18 protein-coding genes are annotated in these 18,732 nt (G+C 74.3%); 9 read left to right on the plus strand and 9 right to left on the minus strand.

Features of this window, described 5'->3' with window-relative positions; all coding sequences use genetic code 11:
* Positions 1-3: 3 nt before the first annotated feature.
* From O7598_RS29300 to O7598_RS29315, 4 genes are all read left to right on the plus strand, one after another.
* Positions 4-1,458 (plus strand): dihydrolipoamide acetyltransferase family protein, encoded by a 1,455-nt coding sequence (locus tag O7598_RS29300; RefSeq protein ID WP_269695025.1) that lies wholly within the window; start codon positions 4-6, stop codon positions 1,456-1,458.
* A 221-nt stretch (positions 1,459-1,679) separates the two neighbouring features.
* Complete coding sequence (locus O7598_RS29305) at positions 1,680-1,817, plus strand: hypothetical protein (RefSeq protein WP_175441309.1); 138 nt, start codon at positions 1,680-1,682, stop codon at positions 1,815-1,817.
* Positions 1,818-2,164: 347 nt separating this feature from the next.
* On the plus strand, positions 2,165-5,161 hold the full coding sequence (locus O7598_RS29310; protein ID WP_269694414.1) for an LppU/SCO3897 family protein: 2,997 nt from the start codon (positions 2,165-2,167) through the stop codon (positions 5,159-5,161).
* Between the two features lie 116 nt (positions 5,162-5,277).
* On the plus strand, positions 5,278-7,113 hold the full coding sequence (locus O7598_RS29315; RefSeq protein WP_269694415.1) for an NHL domain-containing thioredoxin family protein: 1,836 nt from the start codon (positions 5,278-5,280) through the stop codon (positions 7,111-7,113).
* 63 nt (positions 7,114-7,176) lie between these two features.
* Here O7598_RS29315 and O7598_RS29320 read toward each other — a convergent pair whose 3' ends face one another.
* The 3 genes from O7598_RS29320 to O7598_RS29330 are packed head-to-tail and all read right to left on the minus strand — an operon-like array spanning position 7,177 to position 9,408.
* Positions 7,177-7,926, minus strand: coding sequence for a LamB/YcsF family protein (locus tag O7598_RS29320; RefSeq protein WP_269694416.1), 750 nt, complete (start codon positions 7,924-7,926; stop codon positions 7,177-7,179).
* Positions 7,910-8,899: a biotin-dependent carboxyltransferase family protein gene (locus O7598_RS29325; protein ID WP_442929945.1), complete on the minus strand. Its 990-nt coding sequence runs from the start codon at positions 8,897-8,899 to the stop codon at positions 7,910-7,912. Before O7598_RS29325 ends, O7598_RS29320 begins: the two co-directional genes overlap by 17 nt.
* On the minus strand, positions 8,794-9,408 hold the full coding sequence (locus O7598_RS29330; protein WP_269694418.1) for a 5-oxoprolinase subunit B family protein: 615 nt from the start codon (positions 9,406-9,408) through the stop codon (positions 8,794-8,796). The genes O7598_RS29325 and O7598_RS29330 overlap by 106 nt, the downstream gene beginning before the upstream one ends.
* 75 nt (positions 9,409-9,483) lie before the next feature.
* On the opposite strand from O7598_RS29330, the gene trhA reads away from it, so the two are divergent.
* Positions 9,484-10,161 (plus strand): PAQR family membrane homeostasis protein TrhA, encoded by a 678-nt coding sequence (trhA, locus tag O7598_RS29335; RefSeq protein ID WP_269694419.1) that lies wholly within the window; start codon positions 9,484-9,486, stop codon positions 10,159-10,161.
* Positions 10,162-10,239: 78 nt separating this feature from the next.
* Here the strand turns inward: trhA and O7598_RS29340 are convergent, their stop codons facing one another.
* The gene (locus tag O7598_RS29340) at positions 10,240-10,530 is read right to left on the minus strand and encodes a DUF6458 family protein (protein WP_091062077.1); all 291 of its coding nucleotides are present in this window, start codon (positions 10,528-10,530) and stop codon (positions 10,240-10,242) included.
* Between the two features lie 116 nt (positions 10,531-10,646).
* Between O7598_RS29340 and O7598_RS29345 the strand changes: the two genes are divergently transcribed.
* Positions 10,647-11,177, plus strand: a complete 531-nt coding sequence (locus O7598_RS29345; protein ID WP_269694420.1) for a SixA phosphatase family protein — start codon at positions 10,647-10,649, stop codon at positions 11,175-11,177.
* Positions 11,178-11,313: 136 nt separating this feature from the next.
* Here the strand turns inward: O7598_RS29345 and O7598_RS29350 are convergent, their stop codons facing one another.
* The 4 genes from O7598_RS29350 to O7598_RS29365 form a co-directional block, all read right to left on the minus strand.
* Positions 11,314-11,583 (minus strand): DUF6458 family protein, encoded by a 270-nt coding sequence (locus O7598_RS29350; protein ID WP_013283345.1) that lies wholly within the window; start codon positions 11,581-11,583, stop codon positions 11,314-11,316.
* A 187-nt stretch (positions 11,584-11,770) separates the two neighbouring features.
* Entirely contained in the window at positions 11,771-13,627 is a 1,857-nt protein-coding gene (locus O7598_RS29355; protein WP_269694421.1) for an acyl-CoA dehydrogenase, read from the minus strand.
* Between the two features lie 116 nt (positions 13,628-13,743).
* A complete protein-coding gene (locus O7598_RS29360; protein WP_269694422.1) occupies positions 13,744-14,871 on the minus strand; it encodes a PP2C family protein-serine/threonine phosphatase in 1,128 nt (375 codons plus the stop codon).
* A 68-nt stretch (positions 14,872-14,939) separates the two neighbouring features.
* Positions 14,940-15,575, minus strand: coding sequence for a septal ring lytic transglycosylase RlpA family protein (locus tag O7598_RS29365; protein ID WP_269694423.1), 636 nt, complete (start codon positions 15,573-15,575; stop codon positions 14,940-14,942).
* Positions 15,576-15,733: 158 nt separating this feature from the next.
* Between O7598_RS29365 and O7598_RS29370 the strand changes: the two genes are divergently transcribed.
* From O7598_RS29370 to O7598_RS29380, 3 genes are read left to right on the plus strand one after another with little or no spacing between them, the layout of a single operon-like run.
* Complete coding sequence (locus O7598_RS29370) at positions 15,734-16,288, plus strand: phosphoribosyltransferase (RefSeq protein ID WP_269694424.1); 555 nt, start codon at positions 15,734-15,736, stop codon at positions 16,286-16,288.
* A 33-nt stretch (positions 16,289-16,321) separates the two neighbouring features.
* Positions 16,322-17,341, plus strand: a complete 1,020-nt coding sequence (locus O7598_RS29375) for a questin oxidase family protein (protein ID WP_269694425.1) — start codon at positions 16,322-16,324, stop codon at positions 17,339-17,341.
* 15 nt (positions 17,342-17,356) lie between these two features.
* Positions 17,357-17,770, plus strand: a complete 414-nt coding sequence (locus O7598_RS29380; protein ID WP_269694426.1) for an ASCH domain-containing protein — start codon at positions 17,357-17,359, stop codon at positions 17,768-17,770.
* 53 nt (positions 17,771-17,823) lie between these two features.
* On the opposite strand, the gene O7598_RS29385 is transcribed toward O7598_RS29380, so the two are convergent.
* Complete coding sequence (locus tag O7598_RS29385) at positions 17,824-18,732, minus strand: LLM class flavin-dependent oxidoreductase (RefSeq protein ID WP_269694427.1); 909 nt, start codon at positions 18,730-18,732, stop codon at positions 17,824-17,826.

The raw sequence follows: 18,732 nt of genomic DNA on the forward strand, positions 1-18,732 counted from the left end.
GGCATGTCACGGGTCAAGGAGTTCAACCTGCCCGACCTGGGCGAGGGCCTGACCGAGGGCGAGATCCTCGCCTGGCTGGTCAAGGTGGGCGACGACATCGAGCTGAACCAGCCGATCGTCGAGGTGGAGACCGCGAAGGCGGCGGTGGAGATCCCGGCGAAGTGGGCCGGCCGGGTGCAGGCGATCTTCCACCCGGAGGGCGCCACGGTCGAGGTGGGCGTGCCGATCATCGCGATCGACACCGACCCGAACGCCGGGCCGCTGGAGCAGTCCACGGCCGGCGCGCCGGCCGAGACGCTGCCGACCCCGTCGGCCGCGTCGCTGGCCGCGGTGGAGATCGCGCCGGCCGAGGGCATGGTCGAGCCGGGCCTGATCGGTGGCGCCGCCCCGGGTGGGCGTACCGCCGTGCTGGTCGGCTACGGCCCGCGTAACGCGCCGGCCAAGCGCCGGGCCCGCAAGGGTGACGTGCCGGCGCAGGCCGCGACGCCGGCTCCGGTCGCTCCGGCTCCGGCTCCGGTCGCGCCCGCGCCCGCCCCGGCGGTGAACGGCAACGGCCGGGTCTCCGGTCCGGTGCTGGCCAAGCCGCCGGTCCGCAAGCTCGCCAAGGACCTCGGGGTCGACCTGGCCACGCTTACCGGTTCCGGTCCGCTGGGCTCGATCACCCGCGAGGACGTACAGCGGGCGGCGAGCGGGACCCCGGCGGCGGCCGAGCCGCTGACGGTCGCGGCCCCGGCCGCGTCGGTCGCGAGCTTCGGCGCGGACCGCGAGCAGCGCATCCCGGTCAAGGGGGTACGCAAGCTGACCGCGGAGAACATGGCCCGCTCGGCGTTCACCGCCCCGCACGTGACGGAGTTCCTCACCGTCGACGTGACCCGGTCGATGAAGGCGCTGGACCGGCTCCGCGACCGGCGCGAGTGGCGGGACGTCCGGGTGTCGCCGCTGCTGCTGGTTGCCAAGGCGGTGCTGCTGGCGGTGAAGCGCCACCCGATGGTCAACTCGACCTGGGCCGGCGACGAGATCGTGGTGAAGGAGTACGTCAACCTGGGCATCGCGGCGGCCACCGAGCGCGGCCTGATCGTGCCGAACATCAAGGACGCCGGCCGGCTCTCGCTGCGCGAGCTGGCGGACGCGATGACGGCGCTGGTGCAGACCGCGAAGTCGGGGAGGACGTCCCCGGCGGACATGTCCGGCGGCACGCTCACCATCACCAACGTCGGCGTCTTCGGCGTGGACACCGGCACGCCGATCCTGCCTCCTGGCGAGTCGGCGATCCTGGCCTTCGGCGCGGTACGCGAGCAGCCGTGGGTGCACAAGGGGAAGGTGAAGCCGCGCCTGGTCACCACGCTCGGTCTCTCCTTCGACCACCGGATCGTCGACGGTGAGCTGGGTTCGAAGTTCCTGCGCGACGTGGGGGACTTCCTGGCCGACCCGGAGGCGGCGCTGCTCGCCTGGACCTGACCTACCACGGTTCCGGCCACGGCCGGTGTGCCACGGGTGAACGCCCGGCACACCGGCCGTTGCCGTTGGGGGCGAAATCGTCGGCCCGATGCCGCTGTCGACCTACGATCCTTAGGCGCGTGGCTCAGCTCACCTTCTAATCGATGGCAATCGGCGACGCGGTGCGCTTAAATAGAGACATCAAGGGCTGACAACCGAATAGCCAGGAGGAGAGACCCAAGATGAGCATGATCGAGCGAATCCGCACCCGCCGCGACGCCAACCGCCGGGCCCGTGCCATCGAGCACGCCCTGCGTTCCGCCAACTCGCCCGCGGTCCGCCAGGAGCTTCTCGCCATCGCCCAGCGTCACATGAGCTGACGCCACCGACCTTTCTCACCTCCTCCAGTTCGAAGCCCCGCCCGGCACACCGGGCGGGGCTTCGGCGTTCCGCGTCGTTCGGCACCGGGATTCCACCTCGCGGCACCGCCCGGTACGGTTGGCACGGTCGCCAACCGACCGCCTCCGGCCCGACGCGGGAAAGTGAAACCCATCGACGTCGACCGGTGACTTTCGGTGACGGCCGAGGCTCTCCCGAGCGCCCTCGGGCGACCACCGGATACGGTGCGGGGAGCCCGCACGGCCGGTACCCGCCGGCGACGCCGGCAGCCATGCCGACGGTCCCCGACCGGCATCGGCGGCCGACCTGTGATGGAGGAGGCGCACCCATGACGTCCGAGGCTCCGCACCGCCCCGGCCAAGAGCCGGGCGAGGTGTCGCCGGGCACCGGCGGACCGGTGCCGTACGGCGATCAGCCGGCGCAGCAGGACAACGGGTACCCCGGCACGCCCGACCTCGGCTGGGCCCCGCCCCCGCCGGCCGGCCGGCCCGCCCCGTCGGCTCCGGCCTGGGCCGCGGCCGACGACCAACCCCCCGCCTGGGCTCCGCCCGCGGGTCAGCAGGTCACCGGCCGGGCGAGCGCCCAGGTACCCCCGCCCGCCGACTCCGGCGGCCGCGGCCAGCAGCCCGCCTGGGGCGCCCCCGAATCGGGCGCACCCGCGTGGGCCACCCCCGGCCAGGGCGCACCCGCGTGGGCCGCCGCCGAGCAGGCCGGTCCGGAGCGGACCGGTCCGACGCCGCCGTCCTGGGCCGCGGCACCGCCGAACAGCCCTGCGGAGCCGGCGCCGCCCGCCTGGGCCGCCGAGCAGAACCGGCCCGCCTGGGGCGGCGGGCAGGCCGGTGAGCAACCCGCCTGGGAGCAGCCCGGAGACGAGGGTGCGCGGGGCACCGGTTACGTCCCCGCCCCGGCCACCGTGCCGAACGAGACCTGGGTCACCCCGGTCGCCGCGGACTCCGGTGGAGCCGCTCACGCCGCGCAGCAGGGCGACGACGTGAGCCACTCCGGCGGCTGGGCCGTCGGGGCCGGCGCGCAGACGGACGACCCCCACCGCTCCGGCGGCTGGACGCCCCGCGACGAGCAGGCCGACGACCCCCACCGCTCCGGCGGCTGGACACCCCGCGACACGCAGCCGGCCTGGGCCCCGCCCGGCCAGCAGAGCGGTGCCACCTGGCCGCCGGCCGAGCCGACCGCCCGGGCCGCCGCCAAGGTCTCCGTGCCCGGCGCCGTCCGCCCGGAGCAGGCGTGGTCCACTGCGGAGCAGTCCGACCAGGACGGTCGCTCCGAGGACGACCCGCGGCGCTCCGGCGGCTGGAGTCCGGCCGGTGGGTCGCAGCAGGACGACCCGGCGCGCTCCGGCGGCTGGCCGGCCCCGCAGACCGAGAATCGGTCCGGTGGCTGGGACGAGTCCACCCGGGACGACGACCCCGACCGGTCCGGTGGCTGGTCGGCGGGCGGCCGGGCGGCCGCTTCCGCCGAGGCGCCGCAGGCCAACGCCTGGGGCGAGCCGGAGCAGCCCCGCGCCACCGGCTGGAACGGCGCCGCGGCGCCGCCGCAGCGCCAGGGCGACGAACAGGCCGACGGCTGGAACGCCGCCGCGGCGTCGCAGCGCCAGGGCGACGAGCAGGCCGGCGGCTGGAACGCGGCCGGAGCGCTGCCCCGACGTGACTCCGACGAGCAGGCGGGCAACTGGCACGGCGGCGGCGCCGTGCCGTCCCAGCGGGAGCCCGAACGACGCGCGGACGAGCCGGCGCAGCCCGGTTGGGGCGCCGCCGGGACGCCGGCCCGGGCCAGCGCGTCCGTACCGACTCCCGACGCGCCGTCCGGCTGGGGCGGCAACCCCGACGAACGGGCGCCCGAGCGCCCGTCGGTGCCGGACGCCGAGCCGTGGTCCCCCGCCGAGGCGTGGGGCCGGTCCGACGAGGCCGAGCCGGCGCCGTCGCGCGGCTGGCAGCCGGCCGATGACGGCCCGGCATACCAACCCGCACCCGCGCCGGGCATCGCCCCCGGCAACGCGGTGCCGCTGCCCGCGCAGGGGCAGCGCGTGCCGGGCGCCGCCCTGGCGGCCTCGCCGCCCGCCGACCACCCGGCCGCGCAGTTCGGGCCGGACGAGCGGGAACCCCAGGCGTACGAGCCGGAGCGCGGTGACGCCGGTTGGGGCACCGCCCGGTCCGGCCACGAGGAGCCGCAGTCGCCGGCCGGCCCGGTCGTTCCCGGCCCGCGTACCTCGCCCGAGGCGGGCGCGGTGTCGGCCAGCGCGTCGGTGCCGGTGGCCAGCCGCGTCGCCCCGCCGTCGGACCAGCCGGTGCACCCGACCGGCACTCCGGCGCCACAGCCCCGGGTGTACGGCCGACCGGCCCGACCGGAGCCCGAGGAGACCGACGGCCCGGACGACGCGCCCGGCTATCCCGGCCAGGACGGCCCGGCCGCCTTCGGTGGGCCGCAGTCGCGGTCGGACGACCCGCACCGCTACCCCGGCCAGGACGGCCCGGCCGGCTTCGGTGGGCCGCAGTCGCGGCACGACGACGAGCCGCGGGGATACGCCGAGCCGTCGTCGCCGGCCGGCCCGCCCCCGTTCCCGGTCGGCGTGCCCTCCTTCGTCGACCCGCCCGGCAACAACCGGCCCGCCAACGGGGTGCACCCGCACGACGCGGAGCAGTCCGGTGGGCCGCGCGACCCGTTCGGCGCCCCGGGCGGCCAGCAGAACCCGTACGGCGGCCCCGGCGGTCACCAGGACGCGTTCCACGGGCCCGCCGGCCGGCCCGACCCGTTCGGTGGCCCCGGTGGTCAGCCGGACCCGTACGCCCCGCCGGCCGGTGGACGCGCCTCGGTCGCCGTGCCCGGTCAGGGTCCGGCGGGTGAGCCGGGCGGCTTCCCGCCCGCGTTCCCGCCGCCGCCGCAGCAGGCGCCGCCGGCCTGGTCGTCCGACGGCCCGTCGGGCGACTCGGACCAGGGCCGCTTCGACGCGTTCAAGCCGGACGCCGAGCCGCAGACCGAGGCGCCCACGCCGAAGGTACGCAACGGCCGGGTGCTCGCCGCCGTGCTGGTCGCGGCCGTGCTCATCCTCGCCGTTCCGCTCGGCCTGCTCACGCTGCTGGGCAAGATCAACGGCGATGACAAGCCGGCGGGCTTCGACCCGGCGGTCGGCTCGTGCATCAAGCAGTCCGGCACGACCGCCGTGGCCACGAACTGCAACGAGCCGGGCGCGTTCAGCATCGTGTCGAAGGTGGACAACAAGGACAAGTGCGCCGACCTGGCCCAGCCCACCGTCGTCCTCCAGGGCGGCGGCACCAACCGGGTCCTCTGCCTGAAGCCGGCCGGCCAGTAACACCTCCGCAGAAGCGCCCGTCCCCACCCGGGGGCGGGCGCTTCGCGCTGCGGGTGTGCGGCTCTTCACCCGGCGGTCCCCGAACCGTGGGACGGGGGGTACGGCACGATGGGGGGATGAGCGCACGAGTACGGGCACCTGAGCTGCGGGGTCGCGGCTGGCTGAACACCGGCGGCCGGGCCGTCACGCTGGCCGACCTGCGCGGCAAGATCGTCTTGCTCGACTTCTGGACCTTCTGCTGCATCAACTGCCTGCACGTGCTCGACGAGCTGCGCCCGCTCGAGGAGAAGTACGGCGACGTGCTGGTGGTGATCGGCGTGCACTCGCCGAAGTTCGAGCACGAGAAGGACCCGGACGCGCTGGCCGCGGCCGTCGAACGGTACGGCGTGCACCACCCGGTGCTCGACGACCCCGAGATGGACATGTGGCAGCAGTACGCGGCGAAGGCCTGGCCGACGCTCTCGGTCGTCGACCCCGAGGGGTACGTGGTCGCCACCATGGCCGGCGAGGGCCACGCCGAGGGACTGGCCCGGCTGGTCGACGACCTGATCGCCACGCACGAGGCGAAGGGCACCCTGCACCGGGGCGAGGGCCCGTACGTGCCGCCGGCCGAGCCGGAGACGGCGCTGCGCTTCCCCGGCAAGGCCGTCGCGCTCGACGGCGGCAACCTGCTGGTCTCCGACTCGGCCCGGCACTCCCTGGTCGAGCTGGCCCCGGACGGGGAGACGGTGGTGCGCCGGATCGGTGCGGGCGGGCGCGGCCGCACGGACGGCCCGGCGACCGCCGCCACCTTCGCCGAGCCGCAGGGGCTCTGCCTGCTGCCCCCGCACGTGGCCGAGGTGGCCGGCTACGACGTCGTGGTCGCGGACACGGTCAACCACCTGCTGCGCGGCGTACGGCTGTCCTCCGGCGAGGTGGTCACGGTGGCCGGCACCGGGCGGCAGTGGCGCTCGACCGTCGACGACCACGCGCACGACGCCCGCGCGGTCGACCTCTCCTCCCCCTGGGACGTGGCCTGGTACGACGACCGGGTGGTGGTGGCGATGGCCGGCATCCACCAGCTCTGGTGGTTCGACCCGATCAAGCGGACCGCCGGCATGTACGCCGGCACCACTGTCGAGGCGCTGCGGGACGGTCCGCTGCCGGACGTCTGGATGGCCCAACCCTCCGGGCTGTCGGTGTCGGCCGACGGTGCCCGGCTCTGGGTGGCCGACAGCGAGACCAGCGCGATCCGGTGGGTCGAGGGCGGCGAGATGCACACCGCCGTCGGGCAGGGCCTGTTCGACTTCGGCCACGTCGACGGTCCGGCCGACCAGGCGTTGCTCCAGCACCCGCTGGGCGTGTGCGCGCTGCCCGACGGTTCGGTGCTGATCGCGGACACGTACAACGGCGCGGTGCGCCGCTTCGATCCGGAGACCGGCCAGGTCGGGACCGTGGCCGACGGGCTGGCCGAGCCGAGCGACCTGGTGGTCACGGCCGAGGGTGAGGTGCTGGTGGTCGAGTCGGCCGCGCACCGGCTGACCCGGCTGGCACCGGGCGCGCTGACCGCGGCCGGCGCGAACACGGTGGCCGGGCCGAGGCACCGGATGGAGCGCAAGCCGACCGACGTGACGGCGGGCGAGCTGACGCTCGACGTGATCTTCACGCCGGCGCCGGGGCAGAAGCTGGACGAGACGTACGGTCCGTCGACCCGGCTGGTGGTCTCGGCGTCCCCGCCGGAGCTGCTGGTGGAGGGCGCGGGCACGACCACCGACCTGTCCCGCCGGCTGGTGGTCAGCGGTGACGTGGCGCAGGGGGTGCTCCAGGTGACCGCCCAGGCGGCCACGTGCGACGCCGACGTGGAGCACGCCGCCTGCCACCTGACCCGGCAGGACTGGGGCGTACCGGTCCGGGTGGTCACCGGCGGCGCCACCCGCCTCCCCCTGGTCCTGCGCGGCCTCGACGAGTCCTGAGCTGACGAGTTGTTAGGAGGGGCCCCCTGTTATGCAGAATGCGTTAACAGGGGGCCCCTCCTTTCACGCGAACGGAGTGAGCGTGACCCCCGCGTCGACAAGCGCCGCCCGCACCAGCTCGGCGCAGCGCACCGCCCCCGGCGTGTCCCCGTGCAGGCAGATCGACTCCACCGGGCAGGGCACCACGCTGCCGTCGACGGCGACCACGGTCCGCTCGACGGCCATCCGGACCGCCCGCGCGGCGACCTGATCCGGGTCGGTGACCAGCGCGTTCGCGGCGCCGCGGGGCACCAGCGTGCCGTTGGGCAGATAGTTGCGGTCGGCGAAGCCCTCGGCGACCACCCGCAGCCCGGCGCCGGCCGCGAGCTGCGCGAGCACGGTGCCGGGCTGGCAGAGCACCGGCAGCTCGTGGTCGTAGCCGCTGATCGCCGCCACCAGCGCGGCCGCCTGCGCCTCGTCGCACGCGGCGGCGTGGTAGAGCGCACCGTGCGGCTTCAGGTAGCGCACCCGGGTGCGGTAGAGCCGGCAGAAGGCGTCGAGCGCCCCGAGCTGGTAGATCGTCTCGTCGCGCAGCTCGGCGAAGTCGTAGGCGATGTGCCGGCGGCCGAAGCCGGCGAGGTCCCGGTAGCCGACCTGGGCGCCGACCGCGACGCCGCGCTCCGCGGCGCCGGCGCAGACCCGGTGCATGGTGGCCGCGTCACCGGCGTGGAAGCCGCAGGCCACGTTGGCGGAGCTGATCAGCCCGAGCAGCGCCTCGTCGTCGCCGAGCCGCCAGCTGCCGAATCCCTCGCCGAGGTCAGCGTTGAGGTCCATGGAACCTCACCGTAGTCCCTGGGCGGGCCTGGGCGAGCGGCGTCACGTCGTCGACCACCCCGATGACCGGGTAGCCGCCGGTGGTGGGGTGGTCGGCCAGGAAGACCAGCGGCTGGCCGTCCGGCGGCACCTGCACCGCGCCGAGCACCAGGCCCTCGCTCGGCAGTTCGCCGGCCACCGCGCGGGGCAGGGCGGCGCCGGCGAGCCGCGCGCCGACCCGGTTGCTGTCCGTGCCGACGGTGTACGCGGCGCGGCGCAGCCCGTCGAACGCGTCCGGGGCGAACCAGTCCCGCCGGGGGCCGGGTCGCACGACCAGCCGCAGGTCGGTCGGTACCGGCCGGACGATGGCGAGGTCCACCGGCGGCGGCGGGCCGGTCGGGGCGCCCAGGGGCAGCCGATCCCCGTCGCGCAGCGGTGGCGGGCCCAGGCCGGAAAGGGTGTCGGTGGCGCGGCTGCCGAGCACCGGCTCGACCGCGATCCCGCCGCTGACGGCCAGCCAGGTCCGCACCCCGACGTGGGCCGGCCCGATCCGCAGCACCGCTCCGGCCGGCAGCGACAGCGGTCGTCCCACGTCCCCGGGCCGCCTGATGCGCCCGCCGGGCGTCATGCCTGGGCGAGGTGGGTGTTCGACGAGCACGTCGGCCGGGGCGCCGGTGAGCGCGACGGTGACCGCCCGGGTGAGACGCAGCACGCAGCCGGTCACCGTGATCTCCATCCCGGCGGCGTGCTCCGGGTTGCCGACGAGCCGGTTGGCCAGGCGCAGCGCGGCCGGGTCGAGCGCGCCGGAGCGGGGGACGCCGAGGTGGGCCCAGCCGGGCCGGCCCTGGTCCTGCACGGTGGTGAGCGCGCCGGCCCGCAGCACCTCGATCACGACGCCGGCACCAGCCGGACCCGGGTGCCGGGGGTGAGCCGGGCCGGCGGGTCGGCCCGCACGTCGAAGAGGGTCATCCCGGTCCGCCCGACCAGCAGCCAGCCGCCGGGCGACGCGGCGGGGTAGATGCCCGCGTACGGGCCGGCCAGCGCGACCGAGCCGGCCGGCACCCGGGTACGCGGGGTGGTGAGCCGCGGCACGGCCAGCTCCGGCGGCAGCCCGGCGAGGTACGCGAACCCGGGCGCGAAGCCGCAGAACGCGACCCGGAACTCGGTGCGCCGCAGCCGGTCGACCACGGCCGGCACGTCCACGCCCCAGTGGCCGGCGACGGTCGGCAGGTCCGCGCCGTCGTACACGGTTGACACCCGGACCTCGGCGGCGTCGGCGCCGGCCGTGGAGTCCCGGGGCTGCCAGCCGGCGATGAGAGCGGCGGTCGCCGCCGGGTCGGGCACGCCGTCGAGCAGCACGGTGACCGCGGCCGGGACGATGTCGACGGCGGCCAGGTCGCCGGCCGCACGGCGGCGCCACAGCTCGGCGCGCCATGCCTCGACCTGGTCGGCGTCGTCGCAGTCGAGCAGCAGGGCGTGCGCCCCGACGGGCCGGATCCGCATTCGGCCATCCTCGCGCCGCCAAGCGTGACGGTCCACACTACTTGCAAGTAACCTACGGTGTCGTAACCTGATGAGGTGACCACCTCCGCACCGCTCCGGCTCCGGCCGGTCGACATCGGAAAGCCGCGCATGCGCGGCTGGCTCCACGCGTACGCGTTCTTCGCCGCGCTCGTCTGCGGCATCGTGCTGTGCTCGATCGCCGCCACCCGCCCGGGTTGGGCGCCGCTGGTGAGCTGTCTCATCTACAGCTTCACCGTGTGCGGGCTCTTCGGCACCAGCGCGCTCTACCACCGACGGGTCTGGTCCGAGCGCGGCTACCAGATCATGCGCCGGATGGACCATTCGATGATCTTCGTGTTCATCGCCGGCACCTATACGCCGTTCTGCGCGCTGCTGTTGGACACCCGGCACGCCACGATCATGCTCGGCCTGGTCTGGGGCGGCGCGCTGGCCGGCGTCGCGGTCAAGATGATCTGGCCGCACGCGCCGCGCTGGGTCTCCGCGCCGCTCTACCTGGCGCTCGGCTGGGTGGCGGTGGCGATGCTGCCGCAGATCCTGCATGAGGGTGGCGTCACGGCGCTGGTGCTGTTGAGCGTGGGCGGCGCGATCTACAGCGTGGGCGCGGTGTTCTACGCGCTCCGCCGGCCGAACCCGTGGCCGACCGTCTTCGGCCACCACGAGTTCTTCCACGCGTGCACGCTGGTCGCGGCGATCTGCCACCACATCGCGATCTACTTCGCGTTGTTCGCCTGACCGGCCTCGGCGACGATCCGACCCCGGACGTGCGCGAGGGCCCCGCGCCGTTGCGGGGCCCTCGGGTCCGGGGGTGGGTCAGGCCGGGTAGCCCGAGCCCGGGCGGCGCACCTCGCGGTACTCCTCGCGCACGACCCGATCGCCCTGCACCGGCACCACCGGCTCCGCGACGACCTGCTCGCGCACCGGCGCGGCGACCACGCGGCGGCGGCTGTTCCAGAAGTAGAGCGTGGTGAGCAGGCCGGCGAGCCCGGCGAGCATGAGCACCCAGCCCACCACGTTGAGGTTCAGCCATCCCAGGTTGGCGTCGACGGCGAACGCGAAGATCGCGCCGACCGCGATGAGGAAGATGCTGGCACCGATGCCCATGACGTCGCCTCCTTGGCGTCCTGCTGGCGTTTCCTGCCCGCCGCGGCCATGGATGAGGTAGCGGCACGCATCGACATACCCAGGCGCTCTGATCGTCAATCAGGCAAGCTGGGCGCATGACGGACGGCAGGAACGGGCAGCGGACGTTGGTGCTGCTGCGACACGCCAAGGCCGAGCAGTCCCGGGAGGGATCCGACGCGGAACGGCCGCTGACCGCCCGTGGTCACGCCGACGCCGCCGCGGCGGGCGCCTGGCTGGCCCGGCACGAGCTGCTGCCCGACGTGGTGCTCTGCTCGCCGGCCCGGCGTACCCGGCAGACCTGGCACGGGGTGGCGATGGGCATGACCGGCTCCCCGGCGGAGGGTGGTCCGGCCGGCTCGAAACCGGCCGTGCGCTACGAGCCGACCGCGTACGAGGCGCACCCGGACGAGCTGCTGGAGCTGATCCGGGCCGTCGACCCGGCGGCCGGCACGGTGCTGCTGATCGCCCACAACCCGGGCATCTCGCTGCTCTCGGCGCTGCTCGCCCCGGACCAGGCGGATCCCGACGGCCTGCGCACCACGGACATCGTGGTGCACCGTCCCGTGGCCGCCTGGCCCACCCTCACCCACGCCCCCCTCACCACCCGCCACACCGCCCGCGGCTGAGGTGCAAGGAGGGGCCCCCTGTTAACGCCTCCGGTAGAGGCGGGGCCCCTTCTTAACACCCGCCGCGTGCGCACCGCAGCCGCCGCGTGCGCACCGCAGCCGCCGCGCGGGCACGGCAGCTGGGCGTGGGGTGGTGTCAGGACGGTGGGGCCGTGGGCGGGGGCGGGTCAGGTGGCGGCGGCATCATCGCGGTCGGGTGCGAGAGCCGGTTCTCCTCCACGATGAGGGTGCGGGCCCGCTTGCGGCGGTCCTGCCAGAACCACAGCGTGGTCAGCAGGACGCCCAGCCCGGCCAGGATGAAGACCCAGCCGACCGCGCGCAGGTCGATCCACCAGACGTTGGCCCGGATGGCGAAGGTCATGATCGCGCCGAGCGCGATGAGAAAGATGGCGCTGCCAATGCCCATGTGCGCTGCACTCCCCCGTGCGATGGCCCTTGGGCGTGCTCCGGTCGTGGTCCGCGACGGTTACCCGCCCACCGCCCCGCCTATCCACCTGCCGGCCACCAACGACGACGACCGGCGGGATGTCGTCCGCCGGCCGTCGTCGTGAGGGGGAGAATGATGCTTCAGGGGAGGATCACCCCGGAAGGGGTCAGAACGCCTCCTCCGGGAGGTCCATGATCTCCAGGTCGGCGCCCTCGATGATCCGCCGGTCCGCGCCGATGCGAGGCAGCACCTCACGGGCGAAGAACCGGGCCGCGGCCACCTTGCCGGTGTAGAACGCCTTGTCGGTGGCGGAGACCTCGCCGGCCAGCGCCTTGAGCGCCACGTCCGCCTGCTTCTGCAGCAGCCAGCCGACCACCAGGTCGCCGATAGCGAGCAGGAAGCGGCGGCTGCTCAGGCCGACCTTGTAGAGCGCGCGGGCGTCGCCGGCCTGGGCCTCGCCCAGCCAGCCGGTCATCACACCGAGGATGCTCTGGATCTCGGCGAGCGCCTTGCCGAGCGCCTGGCGCTCCACCTTGAGCTGGCCGTTGCCGGCCTCGGAGGTGATGTGTTCCTGGATCTCGCCGGCGACCGCCATCAGGGCCTTGCCGTTGTCCCGCACGATCTTCCGGAAGATCAGGTCGAGGCTCTGGATGGCCGTGGTGCCCTCGTAGAGGGTGTCGATCTTGGCGTCCCGGACGTACTGCTCCAGCGGGTAGTCCTGCAGGAAGCCGGAGCCGCCGTACGTCTGGAGCGACTCGTGGCCGAGCAGCTCGTACGCCCGCTCCGAGCCGACGCCCTTGACCAGCGGCAGAAGCAGGTCGTTGACCCGCTTGGCCAGCCTGGTGGCCTTCTCGTCGCCGGCCGCCTCGGCGATCGCGACCTTGTCCTGCCAGCTCGCGGTGTAGCAGACCAGCGCGCGCAGGCCCTCGGCGTACGACTTCTGCATCAGCAGCGAGCGACGCACGTCCGGGTGGTGGGTGATGGTGACCCGGGGGGCGGTCTTGTCGGCCTGCTGGACCAGGTCGGCGCCCTGCACCCGGTTCTTGGCGTACTCCAGCGCGTTCAGGTAACCGGTGGAGAGCGTGGCGATGGCCTTGGTGCCGACCATCATCCGGGCGTACTCGATGATCATGAACATCTGGCGGATGCCGTCGTGCTTGTCGCCCAGCAGCCAGCCCTTGGCCGGTACGCCGTGCTCGCCGAAGGTCACCTCGCAGGTGTTGGAGACCTTCAGGCCCATCTTGTGCTCGACGTTGGTGGCGTAGACGCCGTTGCGCTCGCCCAGCTCGCCGGTCTCCGCGTCGAAGTGGAACTTCGGCACGACGAAGAGGGACAGGCCCTTGGTGCCGGGGCCGCCGACTCCCTTCACGCCGACCGGGCGGGCCAGCACGTAGTGGACGATGTTGTCGCTCAGGTCGTGCTCACCGGAGGTGATGAAGCGCTTGACGCCCTCGATGTGCCAGGTGCCGTCCGGCTGCTGGACCGCCCGGGTGCGGCCGGCGCCCACGTCCGAGCCGGCGTCCGGCTCGGTCAGCACCATGGTCGAGCCCCACTGCTTCTCGATGAACAGCCGGGCCCACTTCTTCTGCTCCTCGTTGCCCTCGACGTGCAGCACGTGGGCGAAGGACGGGCCGGAGGCGTACATCCAGACCGGGGCGTTGGCGCCGAGCACCAGCTCGGCCAGGGACCACCAGAGGGCGCGCGGGGCGTTCGTGCCGCCGAGCGCCTCGGGCAGGTCGAGGCGCCAGAACTCGGAGTCCATGAACGCCTGGTACGACTTCTTGAACGACTCCGGCAGGGGCGCGGTGTGCGTCGCCGGGTCGAAGACCGGCGGGTTGCGGTCACTGTCCGTGTAGCTGGCGGCCAGGTCCTCGCGGGACAGGCGGTCGACCTCGGAGAGGAAGCTGCGGGCGGTGTCGACGTCCAGATCCGTGTACGGCTCCTGGCCGAACGTCCGGTCCGCCCCGAATACCTCGAACAGGTTGAACTCGAGGTCCCGAAGGTTGCTCTTGTAGTGGGTCATGCTCGCTGGCCCCGCTTCCGGACAGGTGTTACCGATCAGTAACTCCAAACTGTATTACTCGCCGGTAGGCAACGACAAGCCGATCTCGGAAGTGACAGCGATTACACACTTCCGGTTCACCCGTCGGCGGCGCCGACCTCCCAGCTCGGCACCGGTGCCGCCGCGGCGCTCCGAGGGCCGGCGTACTCCATCAGGACCAGGGCGATGTCGTCGTCGAGGCGGCCGTGCACCCACTCGACGAGCGCGGTCTCCAGCGAGGCGAGCCCGTCGCCGACGGTGCCGTGACCGAGCAGGCGCCAGGCCCGGTCGGCGGTCGGGAAGAACTCCCCGTCCCGCCGGGCCTCGCCCAGCCCGTCGGTGAACAGCAGCAGCCGATCGCCCGGCTCGAGCCGCTCCACCCGGGGCCGGACCACAGGCATGAAGCCGAGCGGCGGCGCGGGTGCCGGCGGCTCCAGCGGGATCACCTGACCGCGGCGCAGCAGCAGCGGCGGCGGATGCCCGCAGTTGACGATGGTGAGCGTGCCGCCGCGCTCCTCGACCAGCGCGGCGGTGACGAAGTCCTCGTCGCCGACGTTGCGGGCCACCGCCCGGTCCAGGTCGGTCACCACCGCGCGCAGGTCGGCCCGCTCGTAGGCCACGTGGCGGTAGGAACCGAGCACGATGCTGGCGAGCCGGACCGCGTCCAGGCCCTTGCCACGCACGTCACCGATGATCATGCGGACGCCGTACGGGGTGTCCATCACCTCGTACAGGTCACCGCCGATCTCGGCGGTCGCGGTGGAGGAGATGTAGCGCGCGGCCACCGCCAGCGTGCCGACCTGCGGGCCGAGTGGACGCAACACCGCCTGTTGGGCCACCGAGGCGAGCCGGGACAGCTCCACGATCCGTTCCGCCTGACGCTGCCGCACCGCCGCCGTGGCGGCGGCGATCACGGTGACCAGCGCGACCGCGGCCACGTTGACCGCGGTCACCAGCGAGGCGCCCCGCTCGCACATCGCGAAGGCGATGCCGGCCGAGGTGGCCAGCGCCCCCACCGCGAGCACCACCCGCCAGTCGGCCAACGCGGCGGCCACGACCGGCGCGGCGGCCATCAGCGCGAGGTAGTGCGCCGGTCGACCGTCGCCGGCCTCCACGGCCGAGACGATCGCGAGCAGCGCGAGGGCCGCGCCGAGGCCGGCGCGGGATCCGGGGCTCAGCGGGCCGTGGCCCGGCTGGAAGGGTCGAGTGCGTACATCGGACAGCATGCCTGATGGATGTGAGACGGAGAATGAACCTGGCCCGTCCGTCGCGGAAGTTCTGCCTGACGGGCCGGTCAGCCGAGCACCTCGTAGCGGACGTCCACCTCACCGAGGCCGGTCGAGGCGATGGCCGCGAACGCGGCGCGGGACAGGTCGATGCACCGGCCGTCGATGTACGGGCCACGGTCGTTGATCCGGACCACCACGGACTTGCCGTTGGCCGGATTGGTGACCCGGACCTTCGTGTTGAACGGCAGTGTCTTGTGCGCGGCGGTCAGCGCGTCCGGGTTGAACGTCTCGCCGTTCGCGGTCATCTGGCCCTCGTCGTAGAAGGACGCGCCGCAGGAGCCGCTGTCCACCACCTTCGGGGCGGTGGTCTTCTTCTTCGTGGCGGTCGGCTTCGGCGCCGCGGTCCGGGCCTTGCCGCGCGACGCCGGCTGGGTGCGGGTGGGCTTCGCGCTCGGGGTCGCCTTCGGCGACGGGCTGAGCGTCGGCGAGGCGGACGCGCTCGGCGACGGCGCGACCGAGGTGGGGGCGAGCGTGCTGGGCAGCGCCTCGACGGCGGCCGGCCCGGCCGGGGGCTCGGCGGAGGTGAGCTGCACCGCGCCGACGGTGCCACCGACGGCGAGCGCCACGCCGACCGCCGCGGTGGCGGCGATGCCGGCGGGCGAGGAGAACAACGAACGGGTACGAAGGTGCCTAGCAGCCACCGGGTCGGTCCTCTCGTCAACTCAACAAACCGGCCCGGACCGTAACGAGAGAAGTACTTCCGAAGTCAACGTGATCATGGTGGTATGCCCGCATTTACCCTGGTACGTGTAGCCGATCAAGCCATCCCCGCTGGGCCGAACGGTGGAAGGCGTGCAGGATGGAACGCGTGCTGAGCCGTCGCCTGGTCGAGTTGTTCCGCTGGACCGATCCCGGGCCGGGCAGCAGCCACCTGGTCAGCGACCTCTCCGGCTGGTGGCGCGACCCCGGCGTGCTCGCCGAGATCGGGCCCGCGCTCGCCGGTCTCCACCCCGACGCCCGGCCCACCGTGGTGATCGCCCCCGAGGTGACCGGCCTGCTGCTCGGCCCGCTGGTCGCGACGGCCGCCGGTGCCGGTTTCCTGCCCGCGTACAAGGCGGGCGGTGAACGGCGGCGGGTCGGGCCGACGCGGTGGGCGGAGACCCCGCCCGACCACCGTGGGCAGCGGCTGCGCATCGGCGTGGACGGCCGACGCCTCGGCCCGGCCGACCGGGTGCTGCTGGTGGACGACTGGGTCGACACCGGCGCACAGCTCGACGCGCTGCACCGGCTGGTCCGGGACGCCGCCGCCGAGCCGGTCGGCGCCGTCGCGCTGGTGTCCACCTGCCCGCCCGCCGTGTCCGGACGGCTGCGGCTGCGCGCCCTGCTCATCGGCGACCAACTCCCCGACGCTTGACCTCAAGCAAGCTTCAACCCGGACGATCGGCGGATGGACGACATCCTGGACGAGGCGTATCAACGACTGCACCGCACCGGCCCGGAGTTCGAGGGCTGGCTCTCCAACCACGGGCCGATGGCCGCCGAGGCGCTGGTCCGGCACGGGCAGGGCGCCGGCGTGCACCGCTGGCTCGACGGCTACCTGCGCCGGCTGGACGAGCTGCCCCGGGGGCTGCGGCCGATCGACGACTGGCGCGCCGCGCTCGGTGACCCGAAACGGGCCGGCGACTGGCTCCGCCACTTCGATCGCGAGCTGCGGGAGCGGCCGTGGCGGGACGTGCTCGGCGAGTGGTGGCCCCGGCTGCTGCCCGGCATCGCGGCCGGCGCCACGCACGGCGTGATCCGGGTCGGGCACGCGGTGCGGGTGCTACGTGTCGACGGGGAGACCCCGGAGCGTCGCACCGAGCTGGGTCAGGCGCTCGGCTACTGGGCGGCCCGCTGGCAGCCGGTGCCCGGCGCCGGCCCGCTCACCGGCCGCTCCGACGTCGCGTCCGCGCTGGCCGGGGTGCCCCGGATCAGTGAGCGGACCGGCGGGATCCGGGAGCGGCTGGGTCGGCTGACCGGCGTACCCGGATGGTCCGGGGCGGTGACCGCGCTGCGCGCGCCGGCCGACCCGGAGGAGGCCGCCCGCACGCTCGGCGAGATGGTCCACCGGGCCGCGCTGGACTACCTGCGGTTCGGCCACGGCGAGCCGGTCATGCTGGTGCACGCGGTCACCGCGCCGACCGCGGTGCTGCGTACCCTGCCGGCCCTGGACCCGGCGCTGCGGGCGCCGAGCGTCGCCGCGGCCTGGTCCGCGACGGCGGCGGTGACCTCGGTGTACGCGGCACCCACGCCGGCCGCCGCGGCGCCGGTCGGCGGGTCCACCGACCCGGCCGAGGTGTTCGCCCGGGCGGCCCGGCACGGCGACGAACACGTGGTGAAGCTCGCCGACGCGGTGCTGGAGGCCTACGCGACGACAGGTGACCAGCGGGTACTGGCCGCCCCCGCCCACGCGGGCCGCCTGATCTGAGTAGCCTCGGTGCCCATGTGGCCTCGCATCGGTGGACTGCGCGCGCTCGCCCTCGGCACCCCCGGCGGGCTGCGCGCCGACCTGAACAACCTCGTGCTCGCCGGCGTGAAGACCGCCACCGCCGGCCTGATCGGCGAGTACGCCGAGGAGAACGAGGAACTGGAGCACGTCGGCGAACGGCTGGCCCTGGTCGACGACCACGACGCGCTGGTCGGCGTCGTCGAGATCACCGGCGTCGAGGTGGTCCGCTTCGCCGACGTGCCGTGGGAGTTCGCCCGCGCCGAGGGCGAGGGGGACCGGTCGATCGAGGAGTGGCGGGCCGGCCACGGCGCCTACTGGGCCCGGCAGGGCACGCCGGTCACCGACGACAGCCAGATCGTCTGCCTGCGCTTCCGGCTCATCTCCGCCGAGGGCAGCGTCGGCACCTGAGGTGTTAAGCAGGGGCCCCGCCTATGCAGAATGCGTTAAGCGGGGGCCCCTCCTTACACCTGGCGCAACTCGGGCAGCAGCGCGGCCGCCTCGGCGAGCACCGACTCGTCGCCGGCGTACCAACTGCTGGCCCGGGGCCAGTGCGTCACCACGTCGGTGAAGCCCAGCCGGGCCGCCCGGGCCACCTGCTCCGCGAACAGGTCGGCGCTGGTCAGCGAGAAGACCGGGGCCGAGTCCAGCGAGAGGTAGCGGTCGAGCGTGGCCGGATCGCGGCCCGCCTCCTCCAGCGTCCGGTTCATCCGGTCGGACAGCTCCGCCACGGTGCCCCACCAGGACTCCAGGTCGTCGCCGTCGAGGCCGGTGGTGACCCAGCCCTGCCCGAACCGGGCGACCAGGCGCATCGAGCGGGGCCCGTTCGCGGCCATCACGAACGGCACCCGGGGCCGCTGGACGCAGCCGGGATTGTTGCGGGCGTCCACCGCGGCGAACCACTCCCCGCGCCACGTCGTGCCGTCCTCGCGCAGGATCAGGTCGAGCAGCTCGGTGAACTCGGCGAACCGGTCGACCCGCTGCCGGGGCGGCAGCGTCTCCCCGCCGAGCACCGCCGAGTCGAAGCCGATGCCGCCCGCGCCGAGCCCGAGCAGCACCCGGCCGTCGGAGACGTCGTCGAGCGCGGTGACCTGGCGGGCGAACGCCGCCGGGTGGCGGAAGTTCGGCGAGGCGACGAGCGTGCCGAGGCGGATCCGGGAGGTGACCGTCGCCGCCGCGGTCAACGTCGTCCACGAGTCGAACCAGGGCCCGTCGACCAGGTCACGCCAGCCCAGGTGGTCGTAGGTCCACGCGTGGTCGAAACCCCACTCGTCCGCCTGCGCCCACCGCCGACGCGCCTCCGACCAGCGCTGGTCCGGCAGGATCACGATGCCAATTCGCATGATCGCCAGGGTACGACCCGGGCCGGACAT

This window comes from Micromonospora sp. WMMC241, from assembly GCF_027460165.1.
Taxonomy (GTDB): domain Bacteria; phylum Actinomycetota; class Actinomycetes; order Mycobacteriales; family Micromonosporaceae; genus Micromonospora; species Micromonospora humi.